Annotated in this window: 16 protein-coding genes and 3 rRNA genes; 7 read left to right on the top strand and 12 right to left on the bottom strand. The window is 68.4% G+C overall.

What is annotated here, in order from left to right; all coding sequences use genetic code 11:
- Position 1 precedes the first annotated feature (1 nt).
- The gene (locus tag DFJ67_RS12835; protein ID WP_116068086.1) at positions 2-262 is read left to right on the top strand and encodes a hypothetical protein; all 261 of its coding nucleotides are present in this window, start codon (positions 2-4) and stop codon (positions 260-262) included.
- A gap of 262 nt (positions 263-524) precedes the next feature.
- Positions 525-1,421: a DMT family transporter gene (locus DFJ67_RS12830; RefSeq protein WP_239097227.1), complete on the top strand. Its 897-nt coding sequence runs from the start codon at positions 525-527 to the stop codon at positions 1,419-1,421.
- A gap of 56 nt (positions 1,422-1,477) precedes the next feature.
- Here DFJ67_RS12830 and rrf read toward each other — a convergent pair.
- From rrf to DFJ67_RS12815, 3 genes are all read right to left on the bottom strand, one after another.
- Positions 1,478-1,594, bottom strand: a 5S ribosomal RNA gene (gene rrf, locus DFJ67_RS12825).
- 91 nt (positions 1,595-1,685) lie between these two features.
- Positions 1,686-4,796: ribosomal RNA gene (locus tag DFJ67_RS12820) — 23S ribosomal RNA — on the bottom strand.
- Between the two features lie 353 nt (positions 4,797-5,149).
- Positions 5,150-6,665 (bottom strand): 16S ribosomal RNA (locus DFJ67_RS12815).
- The 16S, 23S and 5S rRNA genes sit together here, the layout of an rRNA operon.
- A 605-nt stretch (positions 6,666-7,270) precedes the next feature.
- On the opposite strand from DFJ67_RS12815, the gene DFJ67_RS12810 reads away from it, so the two are divergent.
- Entirely contained in the window at positions 7,271-7,489 is a 219-nt protein-coding gene (locus DFJ67_RS12810) for a hypothetical protein (protein WP_116068085.1), read from the top strand.
- 263 nt (positions 7,490-7,752) lie between these two features.
- Here DFJ67_RS12810 and folE read toward each other — a convergent pair whose 3' ends face one another.
- The 4 genes from folE to DFJ67_RS44350 all read right to left on the bottom strand — a co-directional run bounded on the left by folE (position 7,753) and on the right by DFJ67_RS44350 (position 11,526).
- Positions 7,753-8,415, bottom strand: coding sequence for a GTP cyclohydrolase I FolE (gene folE / locus DFJ67_RS12805; RefSeq protein WP_116068084.1), 663 nt, complete (start codon positions 8,413-8,415; stop codon positions 7,753-7,755).
- On the bottom strand, positions 8,412-10,451 hold the full coding sequence (ftsH, locus tag DFJ67_RS12800) for an ATP-dependent zinc metalloprotease FtsH (protein WP_116068083.1): 2,040 nt from the start codon (positions 10,449-10,451) through the stop codon (positions 8,412-8,414). Before ftsH ends, folE begins: the two co-directional genes overlap by 4 nt.
- Before the next feature lie 263 nt (positions 10,452-10,714).
- Positions 10,715-11,296 carry a hypoxanthine phosphoribosyltransferase gene (gene hpt, locus DFJ67_RS12795; protein ID WP_116068082.1) on the bottom strand — a complete coding sequence of 194 codons (582 nt, stop codon included), beginning with the start codon at positions 11,294-11,296 and terminating at the stop codon, positions 10,715-10,717.
- A 95-nt stretch (positions 11,297-11,391) separates the two neighbouring features.
- A complete protein-coding gene (locus DFJ67_RS44350) occupies positions 11,392-11,526 on the bottom strand; it encodes a hypothetical protein (RefSeq protein WP_275407706.1) in 135 nt (44 codons plus the stop codon).
- Between the two features lie 150 nt (positions 11,527-11,676).
- Here DFJ67_RS44350 and DFJ67_RS12790 point away from each other — a divergent pair, with 150 nt between their 5' ends.
- Positions 11,677-12,624 (top strand): GlxA family transcriptional regulator, encoded by a 948-nt coding sequence (locus DFJ67_RS12790; RefSeq protein WP_116068081.1) that lies wholly within the window; start codon positions 11,677-11,679, stop codon positions 12,622-12,624.
- A 380-nt stretch (positions 12,625-13,004) separates the two neighbouring features.
- On the opposite strand, the gene tilS is transcribed toward DFJ67_RS12790, so the two are convergent.
- From tilS to dacB, 3 genes are all read right to left on the bottom strand, one after another.
- Positions 13,005-13,991, bottom strand: a complete 987-nt coding sequence (gene tilS / locus DFJ67_RS12785; RefSeq protein ID WP_203784499.1) for a tRNA lysidine(34) synthetase TilS — start codon at positions 13,989-13,991, stop codon at positions 13,005-13,007.
- Between the two features lie 9 nt (positions 13,992-14,000).
- Positions 14,001-15,080 carry a zinc-dependent metalloprotease gene (locus DFJ67_RS12780; protein ID WP_116068080.1) on the bottom strand — a complete coding sequence of 360 codons (1,080 nt, stop codon included), beginning with the start codon at positions 15,078-15,080 and terminating at the stop codon, positions 14,001-14,003.
- A 65-nt stretch (positions 15,081-15,145) separates the two neighbouring features.
- A complete protein-coding gene (gene dacB / locus DFJ67_RS12775) occupies positions 15,146-16,678 on the bottom strand; it encodes a D-alanyl-D-alanine carboxypeptidase/D-alanyl-D-alanine endopeptidase (protein WP_409363004.1) in 1,533 nt (510 codons plus the stop codon).
- Between the two features lie 414 nt (positions 16,679-17,092).
- On the opposite strand from dacB, the gene DFJ67_RS12770 reads away from it, so the two are divergent.
- Entirely contained in the window at positions 17,093-17,593 is a 501-nt protein-coding gene (locus tag DFJ67_RS12770; RefSeq protein ID WP_116068079.1) for an inorganic diphosphatase, read from the top strand.
- Here the strand turns inward: DFJ67_RS12770 and eccD are convergent.
- Positions 17,590-18,963 (bottom strand): type VII secretion integral membrane protein EccD, encoded by a 1,374-nt coding sequence (eccD, locus tag DFJ67_RS12765; protein WP_116068078.1) that lies wholly within the window; start codon positions 18,961-18,963, stop codon positions 17,590-17,592. The two genes, DFJ67_RS12770 and eccD, sit on opposite strands and share 4 nt — an antisense overlap.
- 148 nt (positions 18,964-19,111) lie before the next feature.
- Between eccD and eccCa the strand changes: the two genes are divergently transcribed.
- The gene (gene eccCa, locus DFJ67_RS12760; protein WP_116068077.1) at positions 19,112-22,873 is read left to right on the top strand and encodes a type VII secretion protein EccCa; all 3,762 of its coding nucleotides are present in this window, start codon (positions 19,112-19,114) and stop codon (positions 22,871-22,873) included.
- 236 nt (positions 22,874-23,109) lie between these two features.
- Positions 23,110-24,411, top strand: a complete 1,302-nt coding sequence (gene mycP / locus DFJ67_RS12755) for a type VII secretion-associated serine protease mycosin (RefSeq protein ID WP_116076113.1) — start codon at positions 23,110-23,112, stop codon at positions 24,409-24,411.
- 177 nt (positions 24,412-24,588) lie between these two features.
- Here the strand turns inward: mycP and DFJ67_RS12750 are convergent, their stop codons facing one another.
- Positions 24,589-25,767, bottom strand: coding sequence for a MarP family serine protease (locus DFJ67_RS12750; RefSeq protein WP_116068076.1), 1,179 nt, complete (start codon positions 25,765-25,767; stop codon positions 24,589-24,591).
- Positions 25,768-25,841 lie beyond the last annotated feature (74 nt).

The following is a 25,841-nucleotide window of genomic DNA, read 5'->3' as shown; positions in this document are numbered from 1 at the left end:
CATGCCCAACGTCGAAGAGGTCAAGCTCAACCTGGCCGCGTCGGTCGACCAGACCCAGCACGCACTGCAGACGTTGCGCGGCGTGGCCGACTCGTTCGACGAGGCGTTGACCCGCCTCCGCATGACCGCGATCGGCTCGCTGCACCCGTCGATTGTCGACGCGATCACCCACCTCGAGCAGGCCCGCGCCCGCCTCGACGAGGCACAGGCGTTGGCGAGCAGCGCGATCAGCTCGGCCGACACCTATCGAACTGTGGTCTGAGAAGAAAAGATCCGGTCCCGGGTCCGCGGTGGGCACGACCGTCGCTCCCGCCGGGCAAGCCATGTCCGGGGGCGGCTCAGCCGCGACACACAATCCGAAAGACAAGGGACCCTCGGGGCGCTTATGGTGCCCCGGTGAACCTCTTCGTTGTCTCGCCACCGCCCACCCGGTAACGACCATCGTTACCTGACCCGGCTCGTGCCACTTCCCGAGCCCGGGTTCTCCCGTGGGCGCCCGGGCGGCGATGACAACGGAGAAACACGTGAATACGAATACCACCCTGCCCGTCGGGCGGGGAATCTTCTACATCCTCATTGCGGCCGCGGCCTGGGGCACCGGTGGTGCCGCGGCGGCCGTGCTCTTCGAACACAGCGGCATGGGCGCGATCGCGGTCTCCTTCTGGCGGTTCGCGGGCGGAGTCGTCGTGCTCGCCATCGGACACCGGGTGCTCCGCTTGCGCACGGTCTGGCGGTCGCGGCAGGTGCTGATCACCGGGGTCGGGCTGGCGGTCTATCAGACCGCCTACTTCGCCGCGGTCGGATACGCCGGGCTCGCCGTCGCAACGGTAGTCACGCTCGGGTCCGGGCCGATCCTCATCGCGGTCGGAGCGCGGATCACGCTGGGCGAGGAACTCGGTCGCGGCGGCGTGGTGGCCGTCGGGCTCGCGCTGCTCGGCCTGGTCCTGCTGGTCGCCGGCGGTGGCGCGGCCGCCGGCGCCGCGCCGGCGCTGGGGTTGGCGTGTGCGCTGCTGTCGGCGGGCGGCTATGCGGTCGTCACGCTGCTCACCCGCCGGACCGGCCGCGCCGGCGGGAGTGCGGCGTCCATGCTGACCGCGAGCTTCGCCGTCGGCATGGTGTGCCTGTTCCCGTTAGCGATGCTCGAAGGTCTCCTGCCGAGCTCGGGCAACCGGGGAGAAGCGCTCGGACTACTCGCCTACCTCGCTGCCGGACCCACCGCGCTGGCTTACGCGTTGTTCTTCGCCGGCCTGGCGGTCGTCCAGGCCACCACGGCGTCGATCGTCGCTCTGATTGAGCCGCTAACGGCCGCGGTTATCGCGGTGTTCTGGCTCGACGAGCGGCTGACAGCGGCAACGGCAGTGGGCTCAGCGCTTCTGGTCGGCGCCGTCCTGGCACTGACCGGTTACGAACGCCGGCGCTAAAGAGAACGGAGACACAACTAAGGGCCACCTCGAAGAGGTGGCCCTTAGTGAAAGATGTCCGGCGGTGTCCTACTCTCCCACACCCTCCCGGGTGCAGTACCATCGGCGCTGGAGGGCTTAGCTTCCGGGTTCGGAATGTGACCGGGCGTTTCCCCTCCGCCATGACCGCCGTAACTCTATCGACATATCAAACAACCGACCAACAACAAGTGGTCTCGGGTGTTTGTTTGTCGGGAGTTGCACAGTGGACGCGTAGCAGCTTTGTAGGTCAAGTCCTCGGCCTATTAGTACCGGTCAACTGAACCCGTTACCGGGCTTACATTTCCGGCCTATCAACCCAGTGGTCTAGCTGGGGGCCTTACCCCACACAAGTGTGGGTGGGATACCTCATCTTGAAGCGAGCTTCCCGCTTAGATGCTTTCAGCGGTTATCCCTTCCGAACGTAGCTAACCAGCCGTGCCCCTGGCGGGACAACTGGCACACCAGAGGTTCGTCCGTCCCGGTCCTCTCGTACTAGGGACAGCCCTTCTCAAGTATCCTACGCGCACGGCGGATAGGGACCGAACTGTCTCACGACGTTCTAAACCCAGCTCGCGTACCGCTTTAATGGGCGAACAGCCCAACCCTTGGGACCTGCTACAGCCCCAGGATGCGACGAGCCGACATCGAGGTGCCAAACCATCCCGTCGATATGGACTCTTGGGGAAGATCAGCCTGTTATCCCCGGGGTACCTTTTATCCGTTGAGCGACACCGCTTCCACATGCCGGTGCCGGATCACTAGTCCCGACTTTCGTCCCTGCTCGACCTGTCAGTCTCACAGTCAAGCTCCCTTGTGCACTTACACTCAACACCTGATTGCCAACCAGGCTGAGGGAACCTTTGGGCGCCTCCGTTACTCTTTAGGAGGCAACCGCCCCAGTTAAACTACCCACCAGACACTGTCCCTGAACCGGATCACGGTCCGAAGTTAGATACCCGAATCAACCAGAGTGGTATTTCAAGATTGCCTCCACCCGTACTGGCGTACGAGCTTCACAGGCTCCCACCTATCCTACACAAATTAACTCAGATACCAATGTCAAGCTATAGTAAAGGTCCCGGGGTCTTTCCGTCCTGCCGCGCGTAACGAGCATCTTTACTCGTACTGCAATTTCGCCGGGCCTGTGGTTGAGACAGTAGGGAAGTCGTTACGCCATTCGTGCAGGTCGGAACTTACCCGACAAGGAATTTCGCTACCTTAGGATGGTTATAGTTACCACCGCCGTTTACTGGCGCTTAAGTTCTCCGCTTCGCCCCGAAGAGCTAACAGGTCCCCTTAACGTTCCAGCACCGGGCAGGCGTCAGTCCATATACATCGAATTACTTCTTCGCATGGACCTGTGTTTTTAGTAAACAGTCGCTTCCCCCTGGTCTCTGCGGCCATACCACGCTCCACAAGCGTGTTGCTTCACGTGTCCGGCCCCCCTTCTCCCGAAGTTACGGGGGTAATTTGCCGAGTTCCTTAACCACAGTTCGCCCGTCGCCTTGGTATTCTCTACCTGACCACCTGTGTCGGTTTGGGGTACGGGCCGCTAAGAACTCGCTAGAGGCTTTTCTCGGCAGCATAGGATCACTGACTTCACCTGAATCGGCTCGGCATCACGTCTCAGCCTTCATGCACCACGGATTTGCCTATGGTGCGGCCTACACGCTTACCCCGGCACAACCACCGGCCGGGATCAGCTACCTTCCTGCGTCACCCCATCGCTTGACTACTACCCACCAGGTTCCCACGCTCCCCACCCTCAACCCGAAGGTCTTGGATGGTTTGGGTGGTTAGCACAGTAAGGTTCATCAGGGACGCTCTTTCGCGGGTACGGGAATATCAACCCGTTGTCCATCGACTACGCCTCTCGGCCTCGCCTTAGGTCCCGACTCACCCAGGGCGGATTAGCCTGGCCCTGGAACCCTTGGTCATCCGGCGGAAGGGTTTCTCACCCTTCTTGCGCTACTCATGCCTGCATTCTCACTCGCACCGCGTCCACAACTCGATCACTCGGCTGCTTCACCCGCGGCACGACGCTCCCCTACCCATCCACACACCTGCACCCAAACCCGAAAGTTTAGGCGGGGTTATTATGTGAATGCCACAGCTTCGGCGGTGTACTTGAGCCCCGCTACATTGTCGGCGCGGAACCACTTGACCAGTGAGCTATTACGCACTCTTTAAAGGGTGGCTGCTTCTAAGCCAACCTCCTGGTTGTCTAAGCGACCCCACATCCTTTTCCACTTAGCACACGCTTAGGGGCCTTAGCTGGTGATCTGGGCTGTTTCCCTCTCGACTACGAAGCTTATCCCCCGCAGTCTCACTGCCGCGCTCTCACTTACCGGCATTCGGAGTTTGGCTGATTTCGGTAAGCTTGTAGGCCCCCTAGACCATCCAGTGCTCTACCTCCGGCAAGAAACACGCGACGCTGCACCTAAATGCATTTCGGGGAGAACCAGCTATCACGGAGTTTGATTGGCCTTTCACCCCTAACCACAGGTCATCCCCCAACTTTTCAACGTTGGTGGGTTCGGCCCTCCACGCGGTCTTACCCGCGCTTCAGCCTGCCCATGGCTAGATCACTCCGCTTCGGGTCTAGAACACGCGACTCAACGCCCTATTCGGACTCGCTTTCGCTACGGCTCCCCCACACGGGTTAACCTCGCCACGTGCCACTAACTCGCAGGCTCATTCTTCAAAAGGCACGCCGTCACCCCTAAAGGCTCCGACGGATTGTAGGCGAACGGTTTCAGGTACTATTTCACTCCCCTCCCGGGGTACTTTTCACCATTCCCTCACGGTACTCGTCCGCTATCGGTCACCAGGAAGTATTTAGCCTTACCAGGTGGTCCTGGCAGATTCACGGCAGATTACAGGGGTCCGCCGCTACTCGGGAACAACCACAGAAGACCAGCCACTTTCACCTACCGGACTATCACCGTCTACGGTCGGCCTTTCCAGACCATTCAGCTAGCAGCTAGTTTTGTAACTTCTCGACTGGTTGTCAGCCCAATCAGTAGTGTCCCACAACCCCGACCACGCAACCCCTGACAGGTATCACACGCAACCGGTTTAGGCTCGATCCGCTTTCGCTCGCCACTACTCACGGAATCACATGTTGTTTTCTCTTCCTACGGGTACTGAGATGTTTCACTTCCCCGCGTTCCCTCCACACACCCTATGAATTCAGGTGCAGGTGACACCACATAACTGGTGCCGGGTTACCCCATTCGGACACCCTGGGATCACAGCTAGGTTGGCAGCTCCCCCAGGCCTATCGCGGCCTCCCACGTCCTTCATCGGCTCCTGGTGCCAAGGCATCCACCGTTCGCCCTTGACAACTTGACCACAAAGATGCTCGCGTCCACTGTGCAATTCTCAACAAACAACCAACCCACAACCATCAAGCCCCACACCAGAACCCGACGATCCGCCGGCGGTATATGGAGCCAGGCCATGCCTGGCAATTCGAACCCAGAAAAAACAAGCTCAGCGCTTGTTCCTTCAGGACCCAACAGGGTGTTTAGTATCCACTTCCAGCCGCACCGAGCTCCCGTTCCTTCACGCAAGCGTGTGTACTAAGGAAAGTTTCGGCCGTTGCCGGACGTTGATTAAGCCAGTGTCTCCGCCATCGAGCACCCCAGACCGACATTCGCGGCCTGCGGGCTCCTACCCGGCTTTCGCCAGGAGGTGCTCCTTAGAAAGGAGGTGATCCAGCCGCACCTTCCGGTACGGCTACCTTGTTACGACTTCGTCCCAATCGCCAGCCCCACCTTCGACGGCTCCCTCCACAAGGGTTGGGCCACCGGCTTCGGGTGTTGCCGACTTTCGTGACGTGACGGGCGGTGTGTACAAGGCCCGGGAACGTATTCACCGCAGCGTTGCTGATCTGCGATTACTAGCGACTCCGACTTCACGGGGTCGAGTTGCAGACCCCGATCCGAACTGAGACCGGCTTTTTGGGATTCGCTCCACCTCACGGTATCGCAGCCCATTGTACCGGCCATTGTAGCATGCGTGAAGCCCTGGACATAAGGGGCATGATGACTTGACGTCATCCCCACCTTCCTCCGAGTTGACCCCGGCAGTCTTCGATGAGTCCCCGGCATAACCCGCTGGCAACATCGAACGAGGGTTGCGCTCGTTGCGGGACTTAACCCAACATCTCACGACACGAGCTGACGACAGCCATGCACCACCTGTCACCGCCCCCGAAGGACCTCCCATCTCTGGAAGTTTTGCGGTGATGTCAAACCCAGGTAAGGTTCTTCGCGTTGCATCGAATTAATCCGCATGCTCCGCCGCTTGTGCGGGCCCCCGTCAATTCCTTTGAGTTTTAGCCTTGCGGCCGTACTCCCCAGGCGGGGCGCTTAATGCGTTAGCTGCGGCACAGAGAGCCGGAGAGGCCCCCCACACCTAGCGCCCAACGTTTACAGCGTGGACTACCAGGGTATCTAATCCTGTTCGCTCCCCACGCTTTCGCTCCTCAGCGTCAGTATCGGCCCAGAGACCCGCCTTCGCCACCGGTGTTCCTCCTGATATCTGCGCATTTCACCGCTACACCAGGAATTCCAGTCTCCCCTACCGAACTCTAGCCTGCCCGTATCGGCTGCAAGCCCGCAGTTGAGCCACGGGTTTTCACAGCCGACGCGACAAGCCGCCTACGAGCTCTTTACGCCCAATAAATCCGGACAACGCTCGCGCCCTACGTCTTACCGCGGCTGCTGGCACGTAGTTGGCCGGCGCTTCTTCTGCAGGTACCGTCACTTGCGCTTCGTCCCTGCTGAAAGAGGTTTACAACCCGAAGGCCGTCATCCCTCACGCGGCGTCGCTGCATCAGGCTTCCGCCCATTGTGCAATATTCCCCACTGCTGCCTCCCGTAGGAGTCTGGGCCGTGTCTCAGTCCCAGTGTGGCCGGTCGCCCTCTCAGGCCGGCTACCCGTCGTCGCCTTGGTAGGCCATCACCCCACCAACAAGCTGATAGGCCGCGAGCCCATCCCAGACCGAAAAACTTTCCACACACCACCATGCGATGAAGCGTGGATATTCGGTATTAGCCCCCGTTTCCGAGGGTTATCCCAAAGTCCAGGGCAGGTTACTCACGTGTTACTCACCCGTTCGCCGCTCGAGTACCCCGAAGGGCCTTTCCGCTCGACTTGCATGTGTTAAGCACGCCGCCAGCGTTCGTCCTGAGCCAGGATCAAACTCTCCAACAAAAACCTTTGTTAAAAAGTGTCCCGGCAACCATTATTAACGGATGCCAAAAACAATCACAATTGGCACTGGCTTATCAAACACCCTGTTGAGTTCTCAAAGAACAAACACACACCGAGTTCAGACCCGATTTCTCGGGCCCGCCCTGCGGGGCTTGGCACAACTTCTCTAACTTACTCGGTCGGTTTCGCGCTGTCAAGCCCCAACTTTCGGCTTTCTTGCGCTTCGCCCGAGATCCCGCAACCGGGGCGCGACGATCCGCGTTCCGTTTCTTGCGAGGAATCCTGCAGACCGGCCGGATTTCCGCGGCTCCCGTGAGGGGCTCTCGGATCATCCCGCCCGGCTCCTGCCGGCTGTGTTACTTTACCCGGCCGGCTTCGCAATCTCAAATCCGGCCTCGCCGGTCGATCGCACCACCCGGACCACCTTCAGCGGAAAACCCCTGCTGGTGGTGCTCGCGGGCCCCCGGTCGTTTTGTCCGGTGTTCCGCTTGCAGAGAGAAAGTTACGTGCGAACGACCCCAGAATGCAAATCAGTGCCTGTCCATGTCTAGATCAGCAGGTCGCGGCGCATGTGGCCGCCGGTCCTCCTGTGACAGAGTGAGTTCATGCCCGACGGCAGGCCGCTCCTCGCTGAAGACGCGTTGCTCGGGATGCTCTTCCCGTTCTGGCAACTGGTCATCGGCCTGCTGGTAGTGCTGGCCCTGGGCGCCGCCGCCTACCGCCTCGCGGTCCGCGGCCCCTCCCGGATGACGACCGCCCTCCTGGTGACCGGCGGCGCGGTCGTCGGCATCGCCCTCCTGAGCTACCTCGCCGGCAGCTACTAGCCAGTCCCTCTTCCGGGGAGCGGCGTCGGCCGCGGCGATTGGTTCGCGCCGCCGAACAGGTTGCGGGGGGCAGCGCACCCACCAACAGCGACGCCGGCGCACAGCACGGCGGAACCCATCAAAGGCGCTACTTGTCGACAAGCTGCGGGCTACCCCGCGCGGCCGTCCAGAGCGCGGCCACGCCGTCACAGGGGCCTCAGCGGCCCCAGGGGGTCGGAGAACGGCGGCACACGGCCACACACGAGGTCTGAGGACCCCGGCTCTCAGCCGATGATCAGAGCCATCGCCTCAGAGCGACTTTTCGCGTCACTCTGGAAGATCCCGCGTACGGCTGACGTCACGGTCTTGGCTCCGTCTTTCTGTATCCCACGCATGGCCATGCAGAGGTGCTCGCACTCGAGCACCGCGATCACGCCGCGGGGATCCAGCTTCTCCATCAGGATGTCGGCTATCTGCGAGGTCAGCCGCTCCTGCACCTGAGGACGCCGGGCGAAGATCTCGACCAGCCGGGCCAGCTTCGACAGGCCGGTGATCCGACCGTTGGGCCCCGGGATGTAGCCGATGTGCGCCACGCCCTTGAAGGGGAGCAGGTGATGTTCGCAGACGCTCATGACCTCGATGTCGCGGACCAGCACCAGTTCTTCGTGCTGTGCGTCGAAGGTCGTGTTGAGCACCTGGCCGGGGTCGACCCGCAGGCCCGCGAACAGCTCCGCGTAGGCCCGGGCGACCCGCAGCGGGGTCTTCACCAGGCCGTCGCGGTCTGGGTCTTCGCCGATGGCGATCAGGATCTCGCGGACGGCCTTCTCGATGCGGCCGAGGTCGACCGCCTCTTCGACCGGACGGCCGGCCAACTTGCCGTCTACGAGACGAGCGGCGAGGTAATCGAGCTCTACCTCGCCGTCCGCCTCGTATTCGCTGTTGCTCAGTGTGCGCCGTCCGAGTTTGAGTTCGGACCGCCGGCGTTGTTGCCGCCGCCGACCCGGGCCTCGGCACCGTCGGCCTCGGCCTGGACCTTGAGCGCCTCGCGCTCGGCCGGGGTGAGGACCGGCGGCTCGGTGCTCGGGCGCCGCTTGCCGAAGCCGTTGTAGGGGGCCATCGGCGGCCGCTTGACGACCCGCGCGGCGATCCGCGCCATGTCGGCGGTCGAGATGGTCTCCTTCTCGATCAGCTCGAGAACCAGGCTGTCGAGCACGTCGCGGTATTCGACCAGGATCTCCCAGGCCTCGTCGTGCGCGAGCTCGATCAGCGAGCGGACCTCGCCGTCGATCTCGGCCGCGACGACGTCGGAGTAGTCGCGCTCGTGGCCCATCGTGCGACCCAGGAACGGCTCGTCACCGCTGGTGCCGTATTTGACCGCGCCGAGCTTCGACGACATGCCGTATTGGGTGACCATCGCCCGGGCCAGCGACGTGGCCTTCTTGATGTCGTCGCCCGCGCCGGTGGTCGGCTCGTGGAAGACCAGCTCCTCGGCCGCACGACCGCCCAGGGCGTACGCCAGGGTGTCGATCATTTCGGCTCTGGTCTGGGTGTATTTGTCTTCCGTCGGCAGCACCAGCGTGTGCCCGAGCGAGCGCGACCGCGGCAGGATCGTCACCTTGTGCACCGGCGCGGAGTGCGGCAGTGCCCAGGCCACCAGAGCGTGACCGCCCTCGTGGTAAGCGGTGATCTTCTTTTCGTGGTCGCTCATCACGCGGGTCTTGCGCTGCGGCCCCGCGACCACCCGGTCGATCGACTCTTCCAGGTTTTCGTTGGTGATCGCCCGGCCGTCGACGCGAGCGGTCAGCAGCGCGGACTCGTTGATCACGTTGGCCAGGTCGGCACCGCTGAAGCCGGGGGTGCGCCGGGCGACCGCGTCGAGGTCGACGTCGGGCGCGAACGGCTTGCCCTTGGCGTGCACCCGCAGGATCGCCTTGCGGCCATCCATGTCGGGGGTGTCGACGGCGATCTGCCGGTCGAAGCGGCCGGGACGCAGCAGCGCCGGGTCGAGGATGTCGGGCCGGTTGGTGGCCGCGATCAGGATGACCCCGCCCTTGGTGTCGAAGCCGTCCATCTCGACGAGGAGCTGGTTGAGCGTCTGCTCGCGCTCGTCGTGACCGCCGCCCATGCCGGCGCCGCGGTGGCGGCCGACAGCGTCGATCTCGTCGACGAACACGATCGCCGGCGCGTTGGCCTTGGCCTGCTCGAACAGGTCACGGACCCGGCTGGCACCGACACCGACGAACATCTCGACGAAGTCGGAACCGGAGATCGAGTAGAACGGCACGCCGGCCTCGCCGGCGACCGCGCGGGCCAGCAGCGTCTTGCCCGTGCCGGGCTGGCCGAAGAGCAGCACGCCCTTCGGGATCTTGGCGCCGAGGGCCTGGTATTTCGCCGGGTTCTGCAGGAAGTCCTTGATCTCGCGGAGCTCCTCGACCGCCTCGTCGGCGCCCGCCACGTCGGCGAACGTCGTCTTCGGCGTGTCCTTGGTGATCATCTTCGCCTTGGACTTGCCGAAGTTGAGGACCCGCGAGCCGCCGCCCTGCATCTGCGACATGAAGAACAGCAGCAGCACCACGAGCAGCACGATCGGCAGCAGGTTGACGAGCAGGCTCAGCAGCACGTTGTCGCCGGACACCTGGGTGTCGACCGGGCCGTTGATCCGCTGCGCGGTCTGCGCGTTCTGGACGTCATTCCAGATCTGGTCGCCGACCTCGGACGGGAACTGCGCCTCGATCCGATTGGTCTTCGTGTCGCCGAACTGCTGTGGCTGGGCGAGGTTGATCCGGAGCGTCTGCTCCTTGTCTTGGAAGACGACCTCGGAGATGCTGTCCTTGGGACCGTTGTTGAGCTGCTGCAGGGCAACACTGGTGTCGACCCGGTGATAGCTCGGGCCGCCGGTGAATAGGGAGCTGAGCGCAATAGCCCCGGCGATCACAAGGATGATCCAGACCACCGGTCGGCGGAAGAAACGCGTACGTTCCATACTGTTGTCGAGCGGCGAGCCGCCCGCATCCTCCTGATCGACGTCATGACCGTGCCGGACGAAAGCTCCGGGGTGTCGGCCCGCCGCGACCTGCCACGTGCAGAGTCAAAGCTCTGCGGGACCGGCCACGACCCGCGCCGCCGGGTGCGCCACGGTCATTCGAAGGTACACCCCGAGCGCGAGACGCAAACGACTGCGCCCCGCGCTAGCACATACGTTAGCGGGGGTTGCTGTAAGTCCGCTGTACGAAGTTGAGGAGATCCTCAGATTCGGGCGTAGACCTCGGGCTTCAGGACGCCGACATAGGGCAACTCGCGGTAGCGCTCGCCGAAGTCGAGCCCGTAGCCGACGACGAACTCACTCGGGATGTCGAAGCCCACATATTTCACCGGCACGTGGACCTTGATGGCGTCGGGCTTGCGGAACAGCGCGACCACCTCGACGCTCGCGGCGGCCCGGGACTCCAGGTATTTGAGCAGCCAGGACAGGGTCAGCCCGGAGTCGACGATGTCTTCGACGACGATCACGTGGCGACCGGCGATGTCACGGTCGAGGTCCTTGAGGATCCGCACCACCCCGGACGAGGTGGTTCCCTGCCCGTACGAGGAAACGGCCATGAACTCGAGTTCGACGGGCGGCCCGGTGCGCCCGAGTGCCCGAGCGAAGTCGGCGACGAACATCACGGCGCCCTTGAGCACGCAGACCAGCAGCAGCCCGTCCTGGACGGTCGCGTAGTCGCTGGCCACCTGCTTCGCGAGAGCGCCGGTCTTCTCCCGGATCTCTTCCTCGGTGATGATCACGTGATCGATGTCGGCGTCGTACCAGGAGCCGGAGCCGTCGGTCATGCCCTTAGCCTGCCCCACGCCGGTTACGCCGCGATGGCCGACCCACCAGGAAGAAAGGTGGCCACCCAGCGCTACCGGGCAGCCACCTAACAAGATCAGTACGTCTGTGGTTCTCGGAAACCGTCACGCGTTGGTTTCCAATCGGCCGAGTCGTGCGAGTCGGCGGTGAGGCCGGCGGCGGACGCCAGCGCGAGAATGGCAAGAAACGCGACAAACAGGATCAGTTCCACGGCGGTGCTCCTCTGGCTTTGTCTGTTTGAGGACCACCGGTGCGCACCGGGCTTGATATAGACGAGTCTGCCCCTGAGCGACACTTACAGACAGTGGCAGAGATGCCATAGTCCCTCGAATTTCTGCCACCCTTCCGCTAGGCTGCGAGCATGCTTCGCAACGTCGCGGTGATCGTCATGGACGGCGTCGCCGCCTTCGAGCTCGGCGTGCTGTGCGAGGTCTTCGGCACCGATCGCACGGCCGACGGCTTCCCCGGCTACCGCTTCGACCTGTGCTCCCCCGACGGCGGCCCGGTCCGCGCCCAAAGCGGCTTCACCATCACCCCGGCCGCCGACCTGACGCCGGTCGACGACGCCGACCTGGTCGCCGTGCCGGCACACAAAGACGGCATGACCGTGCCGCCGGCCGTGCTCGACGCGCTGCGCCGCGCCAACGCCCGCGGCGCCCAGGTGCTCAGCGTCTGCTCGGGCGCGTTCGTGCTGGGCGAGGCCGGCCTGCTCGACGACCGCGAGTGCACGACACACTGGCGCTATGCCGACGAGTTGCAGGCCCGCTTCCCACGCGCGAAGGTCGCCTGCAACCACCTCTACGTGCACGACGGCAACCTCCTGACCAGCGCGGGCACCGCGGCCGGCATCGACGCGTGCCTGCATCTGGTCCGCCAGCAACACGGCTCGGAGATCGCCACGAAACTGGCCCGCCGGATGGTCGTCCCACCACACCGCGACGGCGGCCAGGCGCAATACATCGAGGCACCGATCGCCCGCACCCCCGACGCGCCGACCCTCGAACCGCTGCTGAGCTGGCTGATAGCCAACCTCGACCGCCCGATCACGGTCGACGACCTGGCCGCCCGCGCCCACATGGCTCCGCGCACCTTCGCCCGCCGCTTCCGCGCCGAAACCGGCACGACGCCACACGACTGGTTGACCGGGCAACGCGTGCTGCTGGCCCGCCGCCTCCTCGAAGAAACCGAACTCGCCGTCGAGTCGGTCGCCGGCAAAAGCGGCTTCGGCGACGCCGCCACCCTGCGCCACCACTTCAGCCGACGCGTGGGCGCGACCCCGCACGCTTACAGATCAACCTTCAGGAAATGAGCTAAAGCGGTCCCGGGTCCGCGGTGGTCCGGACCGTTGCTCCCGCCGGAGAACGGGCCGGTCCCTGGCGGGCCCGGCCCTGCCAGGCCCGCGGTTGGTAAAACGCGGCATGACGCCGGCCAGGCCTGCCGTTGGTCGATGGGGCCGCCGCCGTGCGGCTTCCCGCGCCGCCCACCAGGCGCCATGACGCCGGCCAAGCCTGCCGTTGGGCGATCGGGCCGCCGCCGTGCGGCTTCCCGCGCCGCCCACCAGGCGCCATGACGCCGGCCAAGCCTGCCGTTGGGCGATCGGGCCGCCGCCGTGCGGCTTCCCGCGCGGCCCACCAGACGGGTTGAGGACGCGGAGCGGCTGGCGCGTAGCGACGGCAGATAGGCCCGCGCTCAGTCGATGATGACCCGTAGGACGCCCGATACGCGGGCGGCGCGGATGCCGCCGGGTAGGTGCACGGCGCCCTGGCCGTGCCAGGCGGTGACCAGGGCTTCGAGGGCGGTCACGTGGCGGTGTGACAGCGCCGCCGGTGAGCAGCCCAGCGACAGCGCCCACGAGTGGAGGGCGCGGGCCCGCAGCGCTGGCAGCAGTGCCTCGAGCATCGCGATCGACAGGCCCTCGTCGAGCGTTGCCCGCTCGAGTTCCTCGGCCGCGAGCACGTCGAGCGCCTCCGCGTCCTGGGCCAGCAGGCGCGCAGTGCGGGCCAGGTTGGACACCACGCCCGGGCCGAGCGCGTTGACCAGCGTGGGCAACGCCGAACTGCGGACCCGCGAACGGGCGTACGACGGATCAAGATTGTGTGGGTCTTCCCATGGCTCGAGGCCCATCGCGGCGCACGCCTTGCGGGTCTCGTCGCGCGACATGTCCAGGAGTGGCCGCAACAGGGCGACCCCGTCGACGTCGCGGCGCTCCGGCATGGCCGCCATGCCGCGCGGGCCGGCGCCGCGGGCCAGCGCGAGCAGCACCGTCTCGGCCTGGTCGTCGCGGGTGTGCCCGAGCAGCAGCGAGTTGGCGTCGTGGGCCTGTGCGGTTTCCAGCAGGGCGTCGTAGCGGGCCTCGCGAGCGGCGGCTTCCGGACCGCCCGGCCGGCCGGCCACCTCGACCGGAACCACGATGGAGGGATGGAGGCCGACCGACTCGCCCCAGGCCGCGACAGCCGCGGCGCGCCGGTCGGAGCCGTCCTGCAGGGCGTGATCTATCGTGATCAGCCCGGCCCGCAGGCCCATCCGCGGTGCGACGAAAGCGGTCGCCGCGGCCAGCGCCAGCGAGTCGGCGCCGCCGGAGCAGGCCACCATGACCAGCGCGTCTTTATGTATTCCGTGCAGGATTCGGCGGACCGCGACGCGGGTCGCGGCGACCGGTGGGGCAGGACCGGCCACGGCGTCTCGTCAGCCCTGCGACAGCAGCGGCCCGGAGCCGCCGCCTGGGCCGTGGACCCGGGCCACCCAAGCGTCCGGGTCGCCGAGTTCCTCGAGCCGCGGCAGCGTCAACGGCGAGCTGAAGATCTTGTTGAAGCCGGCCATGCCGACCCGCTCCACCACACCGTGCACGAACTTGCGGCCCTCGGCGTATTGCCGCATCTTCACGTCGATGCCGAGCAGCTTCCGCATCGCCTTCTCCAGCGCGTTGCCGGCCTCCCGGCGCCGGTTGAAGCGCGCCCGGATCTGCTCGACGGTGGGTATGACCTCGGGGCCGACGCCGTCCATCACGAACTCGGCGTGCCCTTCGAGCAGGGTCATCAGCGCGGTCAGCCGGTCGAGCACGGCGCGCTGGCCGGGCGTCTGCACGATGTCGAGCACGCTGGCCCGGCTGTCGGGCTCGCGGATCGCCTCGGAGAGGGTGGCGACGCCGCGACGGAGCCGTTCGACGAAGTGCTCGTTGCCGCTCTGCGACGCGTCGACAAAGGACTGGACCTCACCGAGGAAGTGCCCGCGCATCCAGGGCACCGAGGTGAACTGGGTGCGGTGGGTGACCTCGTGCAGGCAGACCCACAGGCGGAAGTCGCGGGTGTCGGCGCCGAGCTTGCGCTCGACCTCGACGATGTTGGGCGCCACCAGCAACAGCTGCCCCGGATCGGCCGAAAACACCTCATACTGCCCGAGGACACGGCCCGAAAGGTAGGCCAGCACGCTGCCGGCCTGCACGCCGGTGAGGCGGGAGCCGATCGCGTCGGTGAACGCGCCGGGCTCCTTGTCACCAGAGAGGCGGGTGATCAGTGGGCTGACCACCTCGCGCAGGCCCGCCACGTTGACCGCGGCCCAGTCGCGGCGGTCGACGATCCGCACCGGTGGATGGGCGACCTGAGAACGCAGGCCCGTGTAGTCGCTGACGTGCCCGGCCGCCTCTTCGGTCAGCCGCCGCAGATCGGCGACCACCTCGGTCGCCTCCTCGTAGGAGGCCCGGGGGCCGGTCTTGCCGAGCGCCCCCGCGGTGGCGGCGGCCAGATCCCAGTCCACGAACTGCGCCATCACCCCACGGTACCCGTGCCGGACACCCCCGGCGCCGCATCCGCTAGCCGGAGCTAGCGGGGGCCTCACTTGCAGCCGCAGCCGGCCAGGGTCGCGGCGATCCGGTCGAGGACCGCGTGGGCCTCGTCGGAGCCCGCCTGGACCCCGTCGGTGAGGATCGAGAACGCCAGCAGCCGGCCGTCGGCGGTGGTGACCACGCCGGCCATCGCATGATTGCCGGTCAGCGTGCCGGTCTTGGCCCGGATCACGCCGGCGGCGGCCTTCTTGTCGGCCGGGTCGCCGAAGCGGTCGTCGAGCGTGCCCGACCAGGAGGCCACCGGCAGGCCGGCGAACAGCTCGGTCAGCTCCGGGCGCTTCCCGGACGCGGCCGTCGCCAGCAGTTCGGTCTGAAGCTCGGGGGTCAGCCGGTCGGTGCGGGACAGGCCGCTGCCGTCGGCGATGACCAGGCCGTCGGTCGGCAGCCCGAGGTCGCCGAGGGCGGCGGTCATGGCGGTGCGGGCGCCGGCGTAGGACGCGGGCTGGCCCTTGGCGATCGCGACCTGGCGGGCCAACGCCTCGGCGACCACGTTGTCGCTGTCGACCAGCATGTATTCGACCAGCCGGACCATCGGCGGCGACTCGACCCGGGCCAACTCGGAGCCGGGTGCCGTGCTGGCGGTCGCGGCCGGGCCCGGCGAGCCGGCCTCCTTCGGCACCGCGCCCGCGGGTGCGACAGCCGGTGTGCCGCCGACGCCGAGGGCCTTGGCGAAGGCCTTGGCGGCCGCCTCGTCGGGCTTGGTGTAGCGCTCGGCGTACCCGTTGGCGCTCTTCTTGGTGCTGATCCTGGCGCCGTTGATCGTCAGCGCCGTCGACGGGCCGCCGAAGCCGCCCGTCGGGATGTCGGAGTCCCACCCGGGCCCGTAGACCGGTCCGGAATAGAGCGAACTGTCGTAGTAGACCTTGGTGGGCGCGGTGCCGCCGAGGGCCTTCTTGGTGGCCGCGGCGAGCTTGTCGAGGCGGGCGGCGCCACCGTAGAAGCTGTCGCTGTTGACCGCCAGCGTCGGGTCGCCGCCGCCGACCAGGATCACCTCGCCCGGGTTGGGGCCGGCGACCACCCGGGTCGGGATCTTGTAGGCGGGGCCGCGGGTGGCCAGCACGGTGGCCGCCGTGACGAGCTTCATCGTGGAGGCCGGCACGGTGGGCAGGTTGCCGCCGTTGCTGAAGATCACGTTGCCGCTGACCACGTCACGGACCACCACGCTGGTGCGGCCGCCGAGGTCGTTGCCGGTGACCAGCTTGCCGATGGCCTTGGTGAGGCCGGCCTCGTCGGGGGTCGGTGCGGTCGCGGCGAGCGGGCCGAGCACGGGGCCGGGCGGCGGACCGGGCGGGTCGACGACCGCGGCGGGGCGCCCGGCGGTGTCATCGCCGAGCCAGCCGGCGACGGGGCCGGGGCGGACGACCACCAGGCCGGCGGCGAAGACGACCAGAACGAAGATGCCGGTCAGCGGGATGAGCAGCGAGGCGCGCAGCCGGCGTCGGCGCGGCGCGGGTGGCTCGGCGGCCGCTGGGCCGGCGGGTGAGGTCAGGCCGGGGGGCGGGGTCGGTGGACCCAGGGGGATCGGTGGACCGTGGTGGGCCGGGACGGACGCGGCGCCCTGTGGGCGGTTGGCGGCCGGACCCGGCGGGGGTATCCAGGGGCCCTGGTTGACCGGTGGTGCCGGTGGTGGCAGTGCGGCCCGGGCCCTTGCGGGTCCCGCCGGCGGGAACGGGCCGGGCGGGGTGGGCGGCGCGGAGTAAGGAGTCTTGTCGACCGGTGGCGATCCGGCTGGCGGGGGCGTCGATGGGTGTAAGTTGGCACCCGTCGGCGGAGGCGGTTGATCAGCAGGACCCGGCACCCGGGCCCGGCCGCGTGCGGGGCGCGGTTGTGAGTCTTCCCCCACCCGCCCCTCCTCCCATTCGATGCCCGGCCTAGGCGACACTACTTGCGTCCGTGCGTCAGCAGGGGGCCAACGCGGTCAAGCAAGGAGCGTGCAATGGATTTCGACGTCACCGTTGAGATTCCCAAGGGGAATCGCAACAAGTATGAGGTCGACCATAAGACCGGTCGCATCCGCCTGGACCGGACGCTCTTCACGTCGACGCAATACCCGGCCGATTACGGCTTCATCGAAGAGACGCTTGGCGAAGACGGCGACCCGCTGGACGCCCTGGTCCTGGTCACCGAGCCGACCTTTCCCGGCTGCCTGATCCGCTGTCGCGCGATCGGCATGTTCCGGATGAAAGACGAAAAGGGCGGCGACGACAAGGTCCTTTGCGTTCCGTTCGAAGACCCCCGCCAGGAGCACCTGCGCGACATTCATCACGTCGGCGAGTTCGATCGTCTCGAGATCCAGCACTTCTTCGAGGTCTACAAAGACCTGGAGCCGGGCAAGTCGGTCGAAGGCGCCACCTGGGTTGGCCGAGCCGAGGCCGAGGCCGAGATCGTCAACTCCTACCGGCGGGCCGAAGAGGCCAAGGCGGCTGGCACCTACTAGTCGATCAGGGTGCGGGCGTGCGCGAACAGGCCCAGCACCGCGCACCCGATCGGGATCACGGCGACCAGCAGCGCGGTGTCCAGAATGTCGACGGCCCGGCCTAGATAGGGGCCGGCCGGCCGTTGCGCGTAGGTCGCCCCGGCCACGGTCAACAGCAACACGAGCGCCAGGCCGAGCGCGCCGGCCCCGACCGTGGTCATCGGGTCCGGCCGGGAGCCGACGACGGCCAGCGCGGCGGCGGCCAGCGCCACACCGCCGGCGACCAGCAGCGGCACCCGCTGGCGGACCGTGGCGAACACGCGGGAGCGCAGCAGCAGCGCGACGCCGCAGACGGCGGCCAGCATCCGGCCCCACGTGCCGCCCGTCGTGGCGAGCACCGCAGCGGCCGCCGCCGACAGCACCGCGTGGCCGATCAGCAGGCCGCCGAGCAGTTCCTCCGCACGGGTGACAGCGGCGAAGACCCGAGCCCGGTCCGGTCGCTCCTGATCGGGGCCGACCGGCGGGATCGGCAGCCGGGCCAGCCGGATGGCGATCAACGGCAGCAGCCCCACGCCGCAGGCCAGCACCGCCAGCAGGATCGCGGCGGCACCGGGTGTGGTGAGGCCGAAGCCGATGCCGGCGGTCGCCGCACCGAGCAGGCCGGTCAACACCGCCGCCGCGAAGATCCGCCTGCCCGCTCCCACGCCGATGATGCCGAGCACGCCGTGCAGGGCCAGGGCGGCCGAGCCGAGGAGCAGTTCCGGGGCGCCGATCCAGTGCAGGCCGGGCACCGGGCCGGCCGGGGCGGAAGCTGCGAGCAGCAATGCGCCGGCGGCGAAGGCATAAGGCAGCGAGTAGGCGCCGAGGGCGATGCCGGCGGCGCGTTGGCCGTAGGCGCGGGCCGCGAGGATGCCGGCGACCGTCAGGCTCGCGGCGACGCCGAGCGTGGTCAGCATCGCGGCCACCGAGTCGGGCCCGGCGCGCAACAGCATCACCAGGGCCACGCCGAGGGTCGCGCCGGCGGCCGCCAGCGTCGCGGTCGCGGTCTGCGGGCCCGACCAGGCGGTGCCACGCCGGCGGGCACCCTCGGCGATCGCCTCGACGACGTCGTCGAACTCGAGTTCCGGCCACTCCTGCCGGGCGGCGACGAGGTGCAGCACATCTCCGTCGCGTACCCCTTGCGTGTGCAGGGTCTCCCCACCCGCGAGCGCCGCGCCGTCGGTGCGGCGCAGGACCCAACCGCCGTGCCGCTCGCCGTCGTCGGCGAGCCCGGCGCCGGCATGCCGAAGAATCTCCGGAAGAAGATCAGCCAGGGGTACGTCCTGCGGCAGCGCGATGTCGACGCGGCGGTGCGGTGCGTTGACGGTGACCAGGGCGAGACCGGTTTGCATCGACCGTCCTCCATCACGTGGCTGCGTTGACGAGGGCAGGCTACCGGTGTGACGAGTTATCCACATGACCCCTTTTTGGCCATCCACGCCACGCCCGGATTCCCTACGATGAGCGACGCTCGGATTGCTCAGCGAGACGGGAGGGCCAATGTCGACGGTGCTGGTGCGCCGGCCGCCGCGCCGGCCCGCGCCCGAGATCCCCGGCGGTGAGCTGCGGGTCGAGCCGCCTCCCGAGTTGCCGCAACCCGCCGGCGGGCGCTGGCAACAACTCATGATGCTGCTGCCCATGCTGGGTGGCGGGGTCGCGATGGCGATGATGATGGGCCGCGGCGGCGGCACCTTCTCCTACGTGGTCGGCGGCATGTTCGGCATCTCCTCGCTGGCGATGCTGGCGACGTCGTGGGGTTATGGCGGGCCGCGCAAGGCCGAGTTGCTGGCGGCCCGGCGCGACTATCTGCGCCACCTCTCGGCGCTGCGCCGGCAGGCCCGGGCCACCGTGGCGCGGCAGCGTGAGGGGCTGTTCTATCGGCATCCCGACCCTTCGCGGCTGTGGTCGACGGTCGGCAGCCATCGCTTGTGGGAGAGGCGTCCGGCCGATCCCGACTTCGGCGTGGTCCGGGTCGGCGTCGGGCCGCAGACGCTGGCGACCGCGCTGGTGCCGCCGGTGACCAAGCCGCTCGACGACCTCGAGCCGATGACGGCCGGCGCGCTGCGGAGCTTCCTCGACGCCTACTCGGTGGTGCCCGACCTGCCGGTGGCGTTGTCGGTGCGCGGCTTCGCCCGGGTGCACGTGCGGGGCTCGCCGGCGCTGGTCCGGGCGATGCTGGTGCAACTCGCCACCTTCCACGCCCCCGACGACCTGGTGCTGGCCGTCGCCGCCGGTCCCGGGCGGCGGGCCGCGTGGGAGTGGGTCAAGTGGCTGCCGCACGCCCGCCATCCGGCGCGGTTCGACGGCCTGGGCCCGCTGCGTCTGATCAGCGACACGGTGGCCGGGCTGGAGGGGCTGCTCGAGGGCATCGACGGGCCGCACGTCGTCGTGGTCATCGACGGTGCCGACCGCGCTGGTGCCGGCCGGTTGCTCGACGGCGGTCTTCTCGAGGGGATCACTGTCGTGGAGGTCGATGGCACGCCGCCGCGGCTGCTCGATCCCGCCACGGTGGTGCTGACCTGCGGTGCTGCCGGTGCGCTGGAGACCGCCACGATGGCGGGCGTCTCGTCGGTGGGCGTCGCCGACGGGCTCGACCTCGCGTCCGCGGAGGCGGTGGCCCGCCGACTGGCGCCGCTGCGGGTGGCCGGCGGTGACAGCCTGCCCACCGCCGACCTGGGCCTGCTCGACCTGCTCGGGGTGGCCGAGCCCGACGCCTACACGGTGGCCGACGGGTGGTCGCCGCGGCCGCACCGCGACCAGCTCCGGGTGCCGATCGGGGTGGGCGCCGACGGCGGCCCGGTCGAGCTCGACCTCAAGGAGTCGGCGCACGACGGCATGGGCCCACACGGCCTGCTGATCGGCGCCACCGGCTCCGGCAAGTCAGAGCTGTTGCGCACGCTGGTGCTCGGGCTGGCCGCGACGCACTCGTCGGCCGAGCTCAACGTCGTGCTGGTCGACTTCAAGGGCGGCGCGACGTTCGCCAGCCTCGACCGGCTGCCACACACCGCCGCGTTGATCACCAACCTGGCCGACGAGCTGCCGATGGTCGACCGCATGGTCGACGCGATCAACGGCGAGCTGATCCGCCGCCAGGAGCTGTTGCGGCGGGCGGGCAACTTTGTCTCGCGACACGACTACGAGCAGGCGCGCTTGGCCGGCGCCGCGCTCGCGCCGCTGCCGTCGCTGCTGGTGGTCTGCGACGAGTTCTCCGAGCTGCTGTCGGCCAAGCCCGACTTCATCGACCTGTTCGTGCAGATCGGGCGGCTGGGCCGGTCGCTCGGCGTGCACCTGCTGCTCGCGTCGCAGCGGCTCGAGGAGGGGCGGCTGCGCGGGCTCGACACCCACCTGTCCTACCGGATCGGGCTGCGCACGTTCTCGCCGTTCGAGTCGCGGGCCGTGCTGGGCGTGCCCGACGCCTACGAGCTGCCCCGGGCGCCCGGGCACGCCTACCTGAAGGCGGGCACCGATCCGCTGCGCCGGTTCCGGGTCGCCTACGTCTCCGGCCCGGTGCCCCGGCGCGTTGGAGGGGTGGCCGCTCCGCGGGTGTTGCCCTTCACGACCGATCTTGTGGCCGCCGCGACCCCGGCGGCTCTGCCGTCGCCGGCCGGGCCTTCGGTGCCGAGCCTGCTCGACGCACTCGTCGACCGGATCGCCGGCCAGGGTCCGCCGGCACACCGGGTATGGCTGCCGCCGCTGGCCGAATCGTCGACCCTCGACGAGGTGCTCGGTCCGCCGGTGGTCGTGCCCGGCCGCGGCCTGACGTTCGCCAACCCCGAGCTGCACGGCGCGCTCCAGGTGCCGGTCGCGCTGGTCGACCGCCCGTTCGACCAGCGTCGTGACCTGCTGTGGTTCGCCCTCGACGGCGCGGCCGGCCACGTGGCGGTGGTCGGCGCGCCGCGCAGCGGCAAGTCCACCGCGCTGCGCACGCTGGTCTGCGGCCTCGCACTGACGCACACCCCGGTGGAGGCCCGCTTCTACTGCCTCGACTTCGGCGGCGGCGGCCTCTCGGCGCTGCGCGACCTGCCCCACGTCGGCGGCGTCGCGGGCCGGCACGACACGACCGCGGTCCGCCGCACGGTCGGCGAGCTGACCACCCTGCTCGCCGACCGCGAGCAGGGCGGCGACGCCGCAGGCCACGTGTTCCTGGTGGTCGACGGTTGGTCGACGTTGCGTGGCGAGTTCGACGACCTCGAGCCGCTGGTCGCCGACCTGGCCGGTCGGGGCCTGGCCTACGGCATCCACGTCCTCGCGTCGGCCACCCGCTGGCTCGACTTCCGCCCGGCCACCCGCGACCTCTTCGGCGCCCGCCTGGAGCTCCGCCTCGGCGACCCCAGCGACTCGACGATCTCCCGCAAGGCCGCGGCCGACGTGCCGGCCGACTCTCCGGGTCGGGGCGTGACCAGCGAGGGCCTCCATCTGCTGACGCTCCAGCCGACGCTTTCCGGTGACCTGCCCTTGCCTGCGGCGGTGGCCGCCTCCTGGTCCGGCCCGCCCGCGCCGCCCATCCGGCTGCTCCCGCCCTCGGTCCCCTACGCCGACCTTCTTCCTTCGGCAGCAACCGGCCTGACCCTGCCGATCGGCATCGCCGAGGCCGACCTGCGCCCAGTGACGATCGACTTCGCCACCGACCCGCACTTCCTCCTCTTCGGCGACGCCGAGTGCGGCAAGTCGTCGTTCCTCCGCACCCTCGCCGCGACCGTCACCGGCCGCTTCCGCCCCGACGAGGCGCGGCTGATCGTGGTCGACTACCGCCGCAGCCTGCTGGGCGCGGTCAAGACCGACCACCTGATCGGGTACGGCACCGCCGCCGCCGACACCGAACAGCTCGTCGACTCGGTGGCGGGCTACATGCGCCGCCGTCTCCCACCGGCCGACGTCACACCCGACCAGCTCCGCGACCGCTCCTGGTGGACCGGCCCCGAGCTGTTCGTGCTCGTCGACGACTACGACCTGGTCGCGGCCGGCCCGAGCAACCCGCTCCGGGCGCTCGCGGAGTTCCTGCCGCAGGCCCGCGACATCGGCCTGCATCTGGTGCTGACCCGGCGCACGGGCGGTGCCGCGCGGGCGCTCTACGAGCCGATCGTCCAGCGGTTACGCGAGCTCGCGTCGCCGGGCCTGGTGATGTCCGGCGACGCCGACGAGGGTCCGCTGGTCGGCCAGGTCCGACCCGGCCCGCTGCCAGCCGGCCGCGGCCGGCTGGTCACCCGGCGTGAGGGCACCCGGCTGATCCAGCTCGCGCTCCCGCCCGCGCCGGACGGTTAGACAAAGATCCACGGATCACGCTCCGCACACGTCCGAGGTCAGCTCGTATTGGTGCGGTGGCTATGGCGAACTGATCGCACATTGTGTGTCCCGGAGAGGCCGGAGATCGGGGTAACCTCCTCGGGCAGGAACTTCCCGGGGTGATTGAGGCCGTGAGGGTGACGAGGCTGACGCACCAGCGCCGGAGCGCCGTCCCGCGACTAGGTGGGGCGGCGCTGGTCGCCATGACGGCGGCGATGGCCCTGACGGCCGCGCCGCTGCCGATGCCACCTGCCCAGAGCACCGATGCGGGCCAGGGCGCGTTCGTCGCCCCGATGCTGCCGATCCAGGCCGACTCCGTCCGCGACGAGCAGTGGCAGCTCACCGAGCTGCGCGCCAAGAGCGCCTGGCGCTACTCAACGGGCGCCGGCGTGGTCGTCGCGGTGATCGACTCCGGCGTCGACGCCGGCCACGAAGACCTGGCCGGCCAGGTCCTAGAAGGCAAAGACCTGGTCAAGCCCGGCGGCGGCGACGGACACACCGACCCGGTCGGCCACGGCACCACGGTCGCCGGCCTGATCGCCGGCCGAGCCGACGACGACGACGGCGTGATGGGGCTGGCCCCCAACTCGAAGATCCTGCCGATCCGCGTCCTCGACGCCGACAACCGCTACGACGACGCGATGATCGTCGCCCAGGCCGTCCGCTGGGCCGTCGACTCCGGCGCCAAGGTCATCAACCTCTCGCTGGGCGGCGCCGGCACCAGCCCGGCTCTGGCGGCGGCGTTGGACTACGCCTTCGCCCGCGACGTGGTCGTCGTCGCCTGCACCGGCAACGTGCTACCGCAGTCGACCACCAACGTGTGGTACCCGGCCCGCGAGCCCGGCGTCATCGCCGTGTCGGGCTTGGAGAAGTCAACCGACGTGCTCTGGAACGGCTCGATCACCGGCGACGCGACCGTCCTGTCCGCGCCGGCAACCGACCTGCTCGGCGCCAAGACAGGCGGCTTCTGGCGCGTGCGCGGCACGAGCTTCGCGGCCCCCTTGGTCTCCGCGGCGGCGGCCCTGGTCCGGGCCCGCTGGCCCTCGATGCCAGCGGGCGAGGTCGTCAACCGCCTGATCAGCACGGCCGACGACCTGGGCGCCCCGGGCCGCGACGCCACCTACGGCTTCGGCCGGGTCGACCCGCTGGCGGCCCTGACCGCATCGGTCCCCCCGGTCACCCGCAACCCGTTGGACGACGACAAGTCGCCCGGGGTGGCCGGCTTCGGCCCGGCACCGGGCCACGGCTCCGCGGTCACGGGCGGCGGCGCACATGAAACCAATGCCTCGCACGGGTCGTCGGGCGCGTCCGGCTCGGCCGCCCAACGCTCCGGGGTGCCGGCCCACCAGTCGGCGCCGCTGGGCTGGCGCATCGCCACCGCCCTGGCCCTGCTGATCCTGGCCTCTGGTGTGGTGGTCTTCGCCTTGTTCGCCCGCCGGCCGGCGATGGCCTTGATCCCGAAACACCCGATTCGCTGGCCGCACTTACCCACCCTCGGCACCCGACGCCGCCTCTAGCGCCGGCACGAGCCCTCATCCGGACGACGCCGCCAACGGCGATCGTGGTGCGCGACGCGATCGGCTCTTCGCGGCGCGAGGCGGCGACGGAGTTCGGTGAGCCGGGCCAGTCCAGGCTGATTTATCCGTAGGGTGCGCCGCCGGCAGGTCGTTGGGACGCGGCGGCCCGGAGGGCGGTCAGACGCACTCGCCGGTGGCGACTTCCTTTGTCCGGTCGAGGCCGGCGGTGGCCACCGCGGATGCCTCGTCGGCGGTGACCGCGAACCCGGTGGTCCGATCGTCCGCCGCCGCCGCGAAGATCACGCCGAGCACTTCGCCGTCGGGGGTGATCAGGGGGCCGCCGGAGTTGCCGCTTCGCACGAGTGCCCTGATCGTGTAGATCTCGCGGGTCACTTCGCTCGACTCGTAGATGTCTGGCCCGGTGATGTTGCCGACGTCGCGGATGCGGGCCGACTGGGCGTTGTAGGGCCCGTCCAGCGGATAGCCCAGCACGATCGCGTCGGCCTCGGCGCGGGCCGAGTTGTGGGTGAAGGGCATCACCGGGGCGTCGAGGTCTGGGACGTAAATGACGGCCAGGTCGCGGTGGGGGTCGTAGACCACTACGCGACCACTCTCGCGGTCGCCGTTGACCTCGATCGACACCCGGTCGGTGCCGGCCACCACGTGCGCGTTGGTCATGACGCGCTGCGGCGCGTACACGAAACCGGAGCCCTCAATACGCCGACCGCAACTCTGCGCGGACCCGAGCACCTTGACCACCGACCGCTTGGAGTTGATCACGACCTGCGACCCGGCAAGCGCTGGGTCAGGCGCGGCAACCTCGCGGGCGCGGGTCGCCGTCAGCCCGCCGAACACATCGGGGAACCCGCGGGTGTCGACCGTTTCGCGCAGCGACTCCGACAACGACTGCGCCTGCTCCGGCAACACATGGTCGACGCCGTCGAGGAGCGCGCTGTTGCGCACCGAACTGGCCAGCCACGGCACCGAAGACGAGCCGAGCGGCACGGCCACCAGCCAGGCAACGACCAGCACGGCAAGCATCGAGACAACCGCGCCGCCCGCGTCGTCGATCCGCCGCCCGGCGCGGCTAGTGATCGCGTGGCGGAGGTGTGCGCCGACCCAGCCGGTCAACGCCTGCCCGAGCACCGCCAGACCGAAGATGGCGACCAAAGAAATGACGACGCGAAGAGCGCCGTCAGCGAATCGTTGGGCGATCAGCGGCCCGACCTGAAGGCCAATCAGAGCACCGCCGAAGAAGCCGCAGAACGACAGGATGCCGATCACAAAACCTTGCCGATACCCACTGATCGCGAAGACGACCATCAGCAGGACCAGCACAAGGTCGACGGCGGACACCCTGACAGGGTACGGGCGTCCGGCCACCGCCGCCTCCGCCCCGCACGACTGGCCCACTCCACGGAGCCCAACCA

The sequence above is a fragment of the Asanoa ferruginea genome (assembly GCF_003387075.1).
Lineage (GTDB): Bacteria > Actinomycetota > Actinomycetes > Mycobacteriales > Micromonosporaceae > Asanoa > Asanoa ferruginea.
The sequence above is the reverse complement of the archived record's forward strand: the minus strand, read 5'-3'. Positions and strand labels throughout refer to the sequence as shown.

Bases quoted from the DNA above. Each gene is read 5' to 3' on its own strand.
- DFJ67_RS12835 (WP_116068086.1), top strand. From the start codon at position 2: ATGCCCAACGTCGAAGAGGTCAAGCTCAACCTGGCCGCGTCGGTCGAC.
- DFJ67_RS12810 (WP_116068085.1), top strand. From the start codon at position 7,271: ATGCCCGACGGCAGGCCGCTCCTCGCTGAAGACGCGTTGCTCGGGATG.
- ftsH (WP_116068083.1), bottom strand. From the start codon at position 10,451: ATGGAACGTACGCGTTTCTTCCGCCGACCGGTGGTCTGGATCATCCTT.
- hpt (WP_116068082.1), bottom strand. From the start codon at position 11,296: ATGACCGACGGCTCCGGCTCCTGGTACGACGCCGACATCGATCACGTG.
- DFJ67_RS12790 (WP_116068081.1), top strand. From the start codon at position 11,677: ATGCTTCGCAACGTCGCGGTGATCGTCATGGACGGCGTCGCCGCCTTC.
- DFJ67_RS12780 (WP_116068080.1), bottom strand. From the start codon at position 15,080: ATGGCGCAGTTCGTGGACTGGGATCTGGCCGCCGCCACCGCGGGGGCG.
- DFJ67_RS12770 (WP_116068079.1), top strand. From the start codon at position 17,093: ATGGATTTCGACGTCACCGTTGAGATTCCCAAGGGGAATCGCAACAAG.
- eccD (WP_116068078.1), bottom strand. From the start codon at position 18,963: ATGCAAACCGGTCTCGCCCTGGTCACCGTCAACGCACCGCACCGCCGC.
- eccCa (WP_116068077.1), top strand. From the start codon at position 19,112: ATGTCGACGGTGCTGGTGCGCCGGCCGCCGCGCCGGCCCGCGCCCGAG.
- mycP (WP_116076113.1), top strand. From the start codon at position 23,110: ATGGCCCTGACGGCCGCGCCGCTGCCGATGCCACCTGCCCAGAGCACC.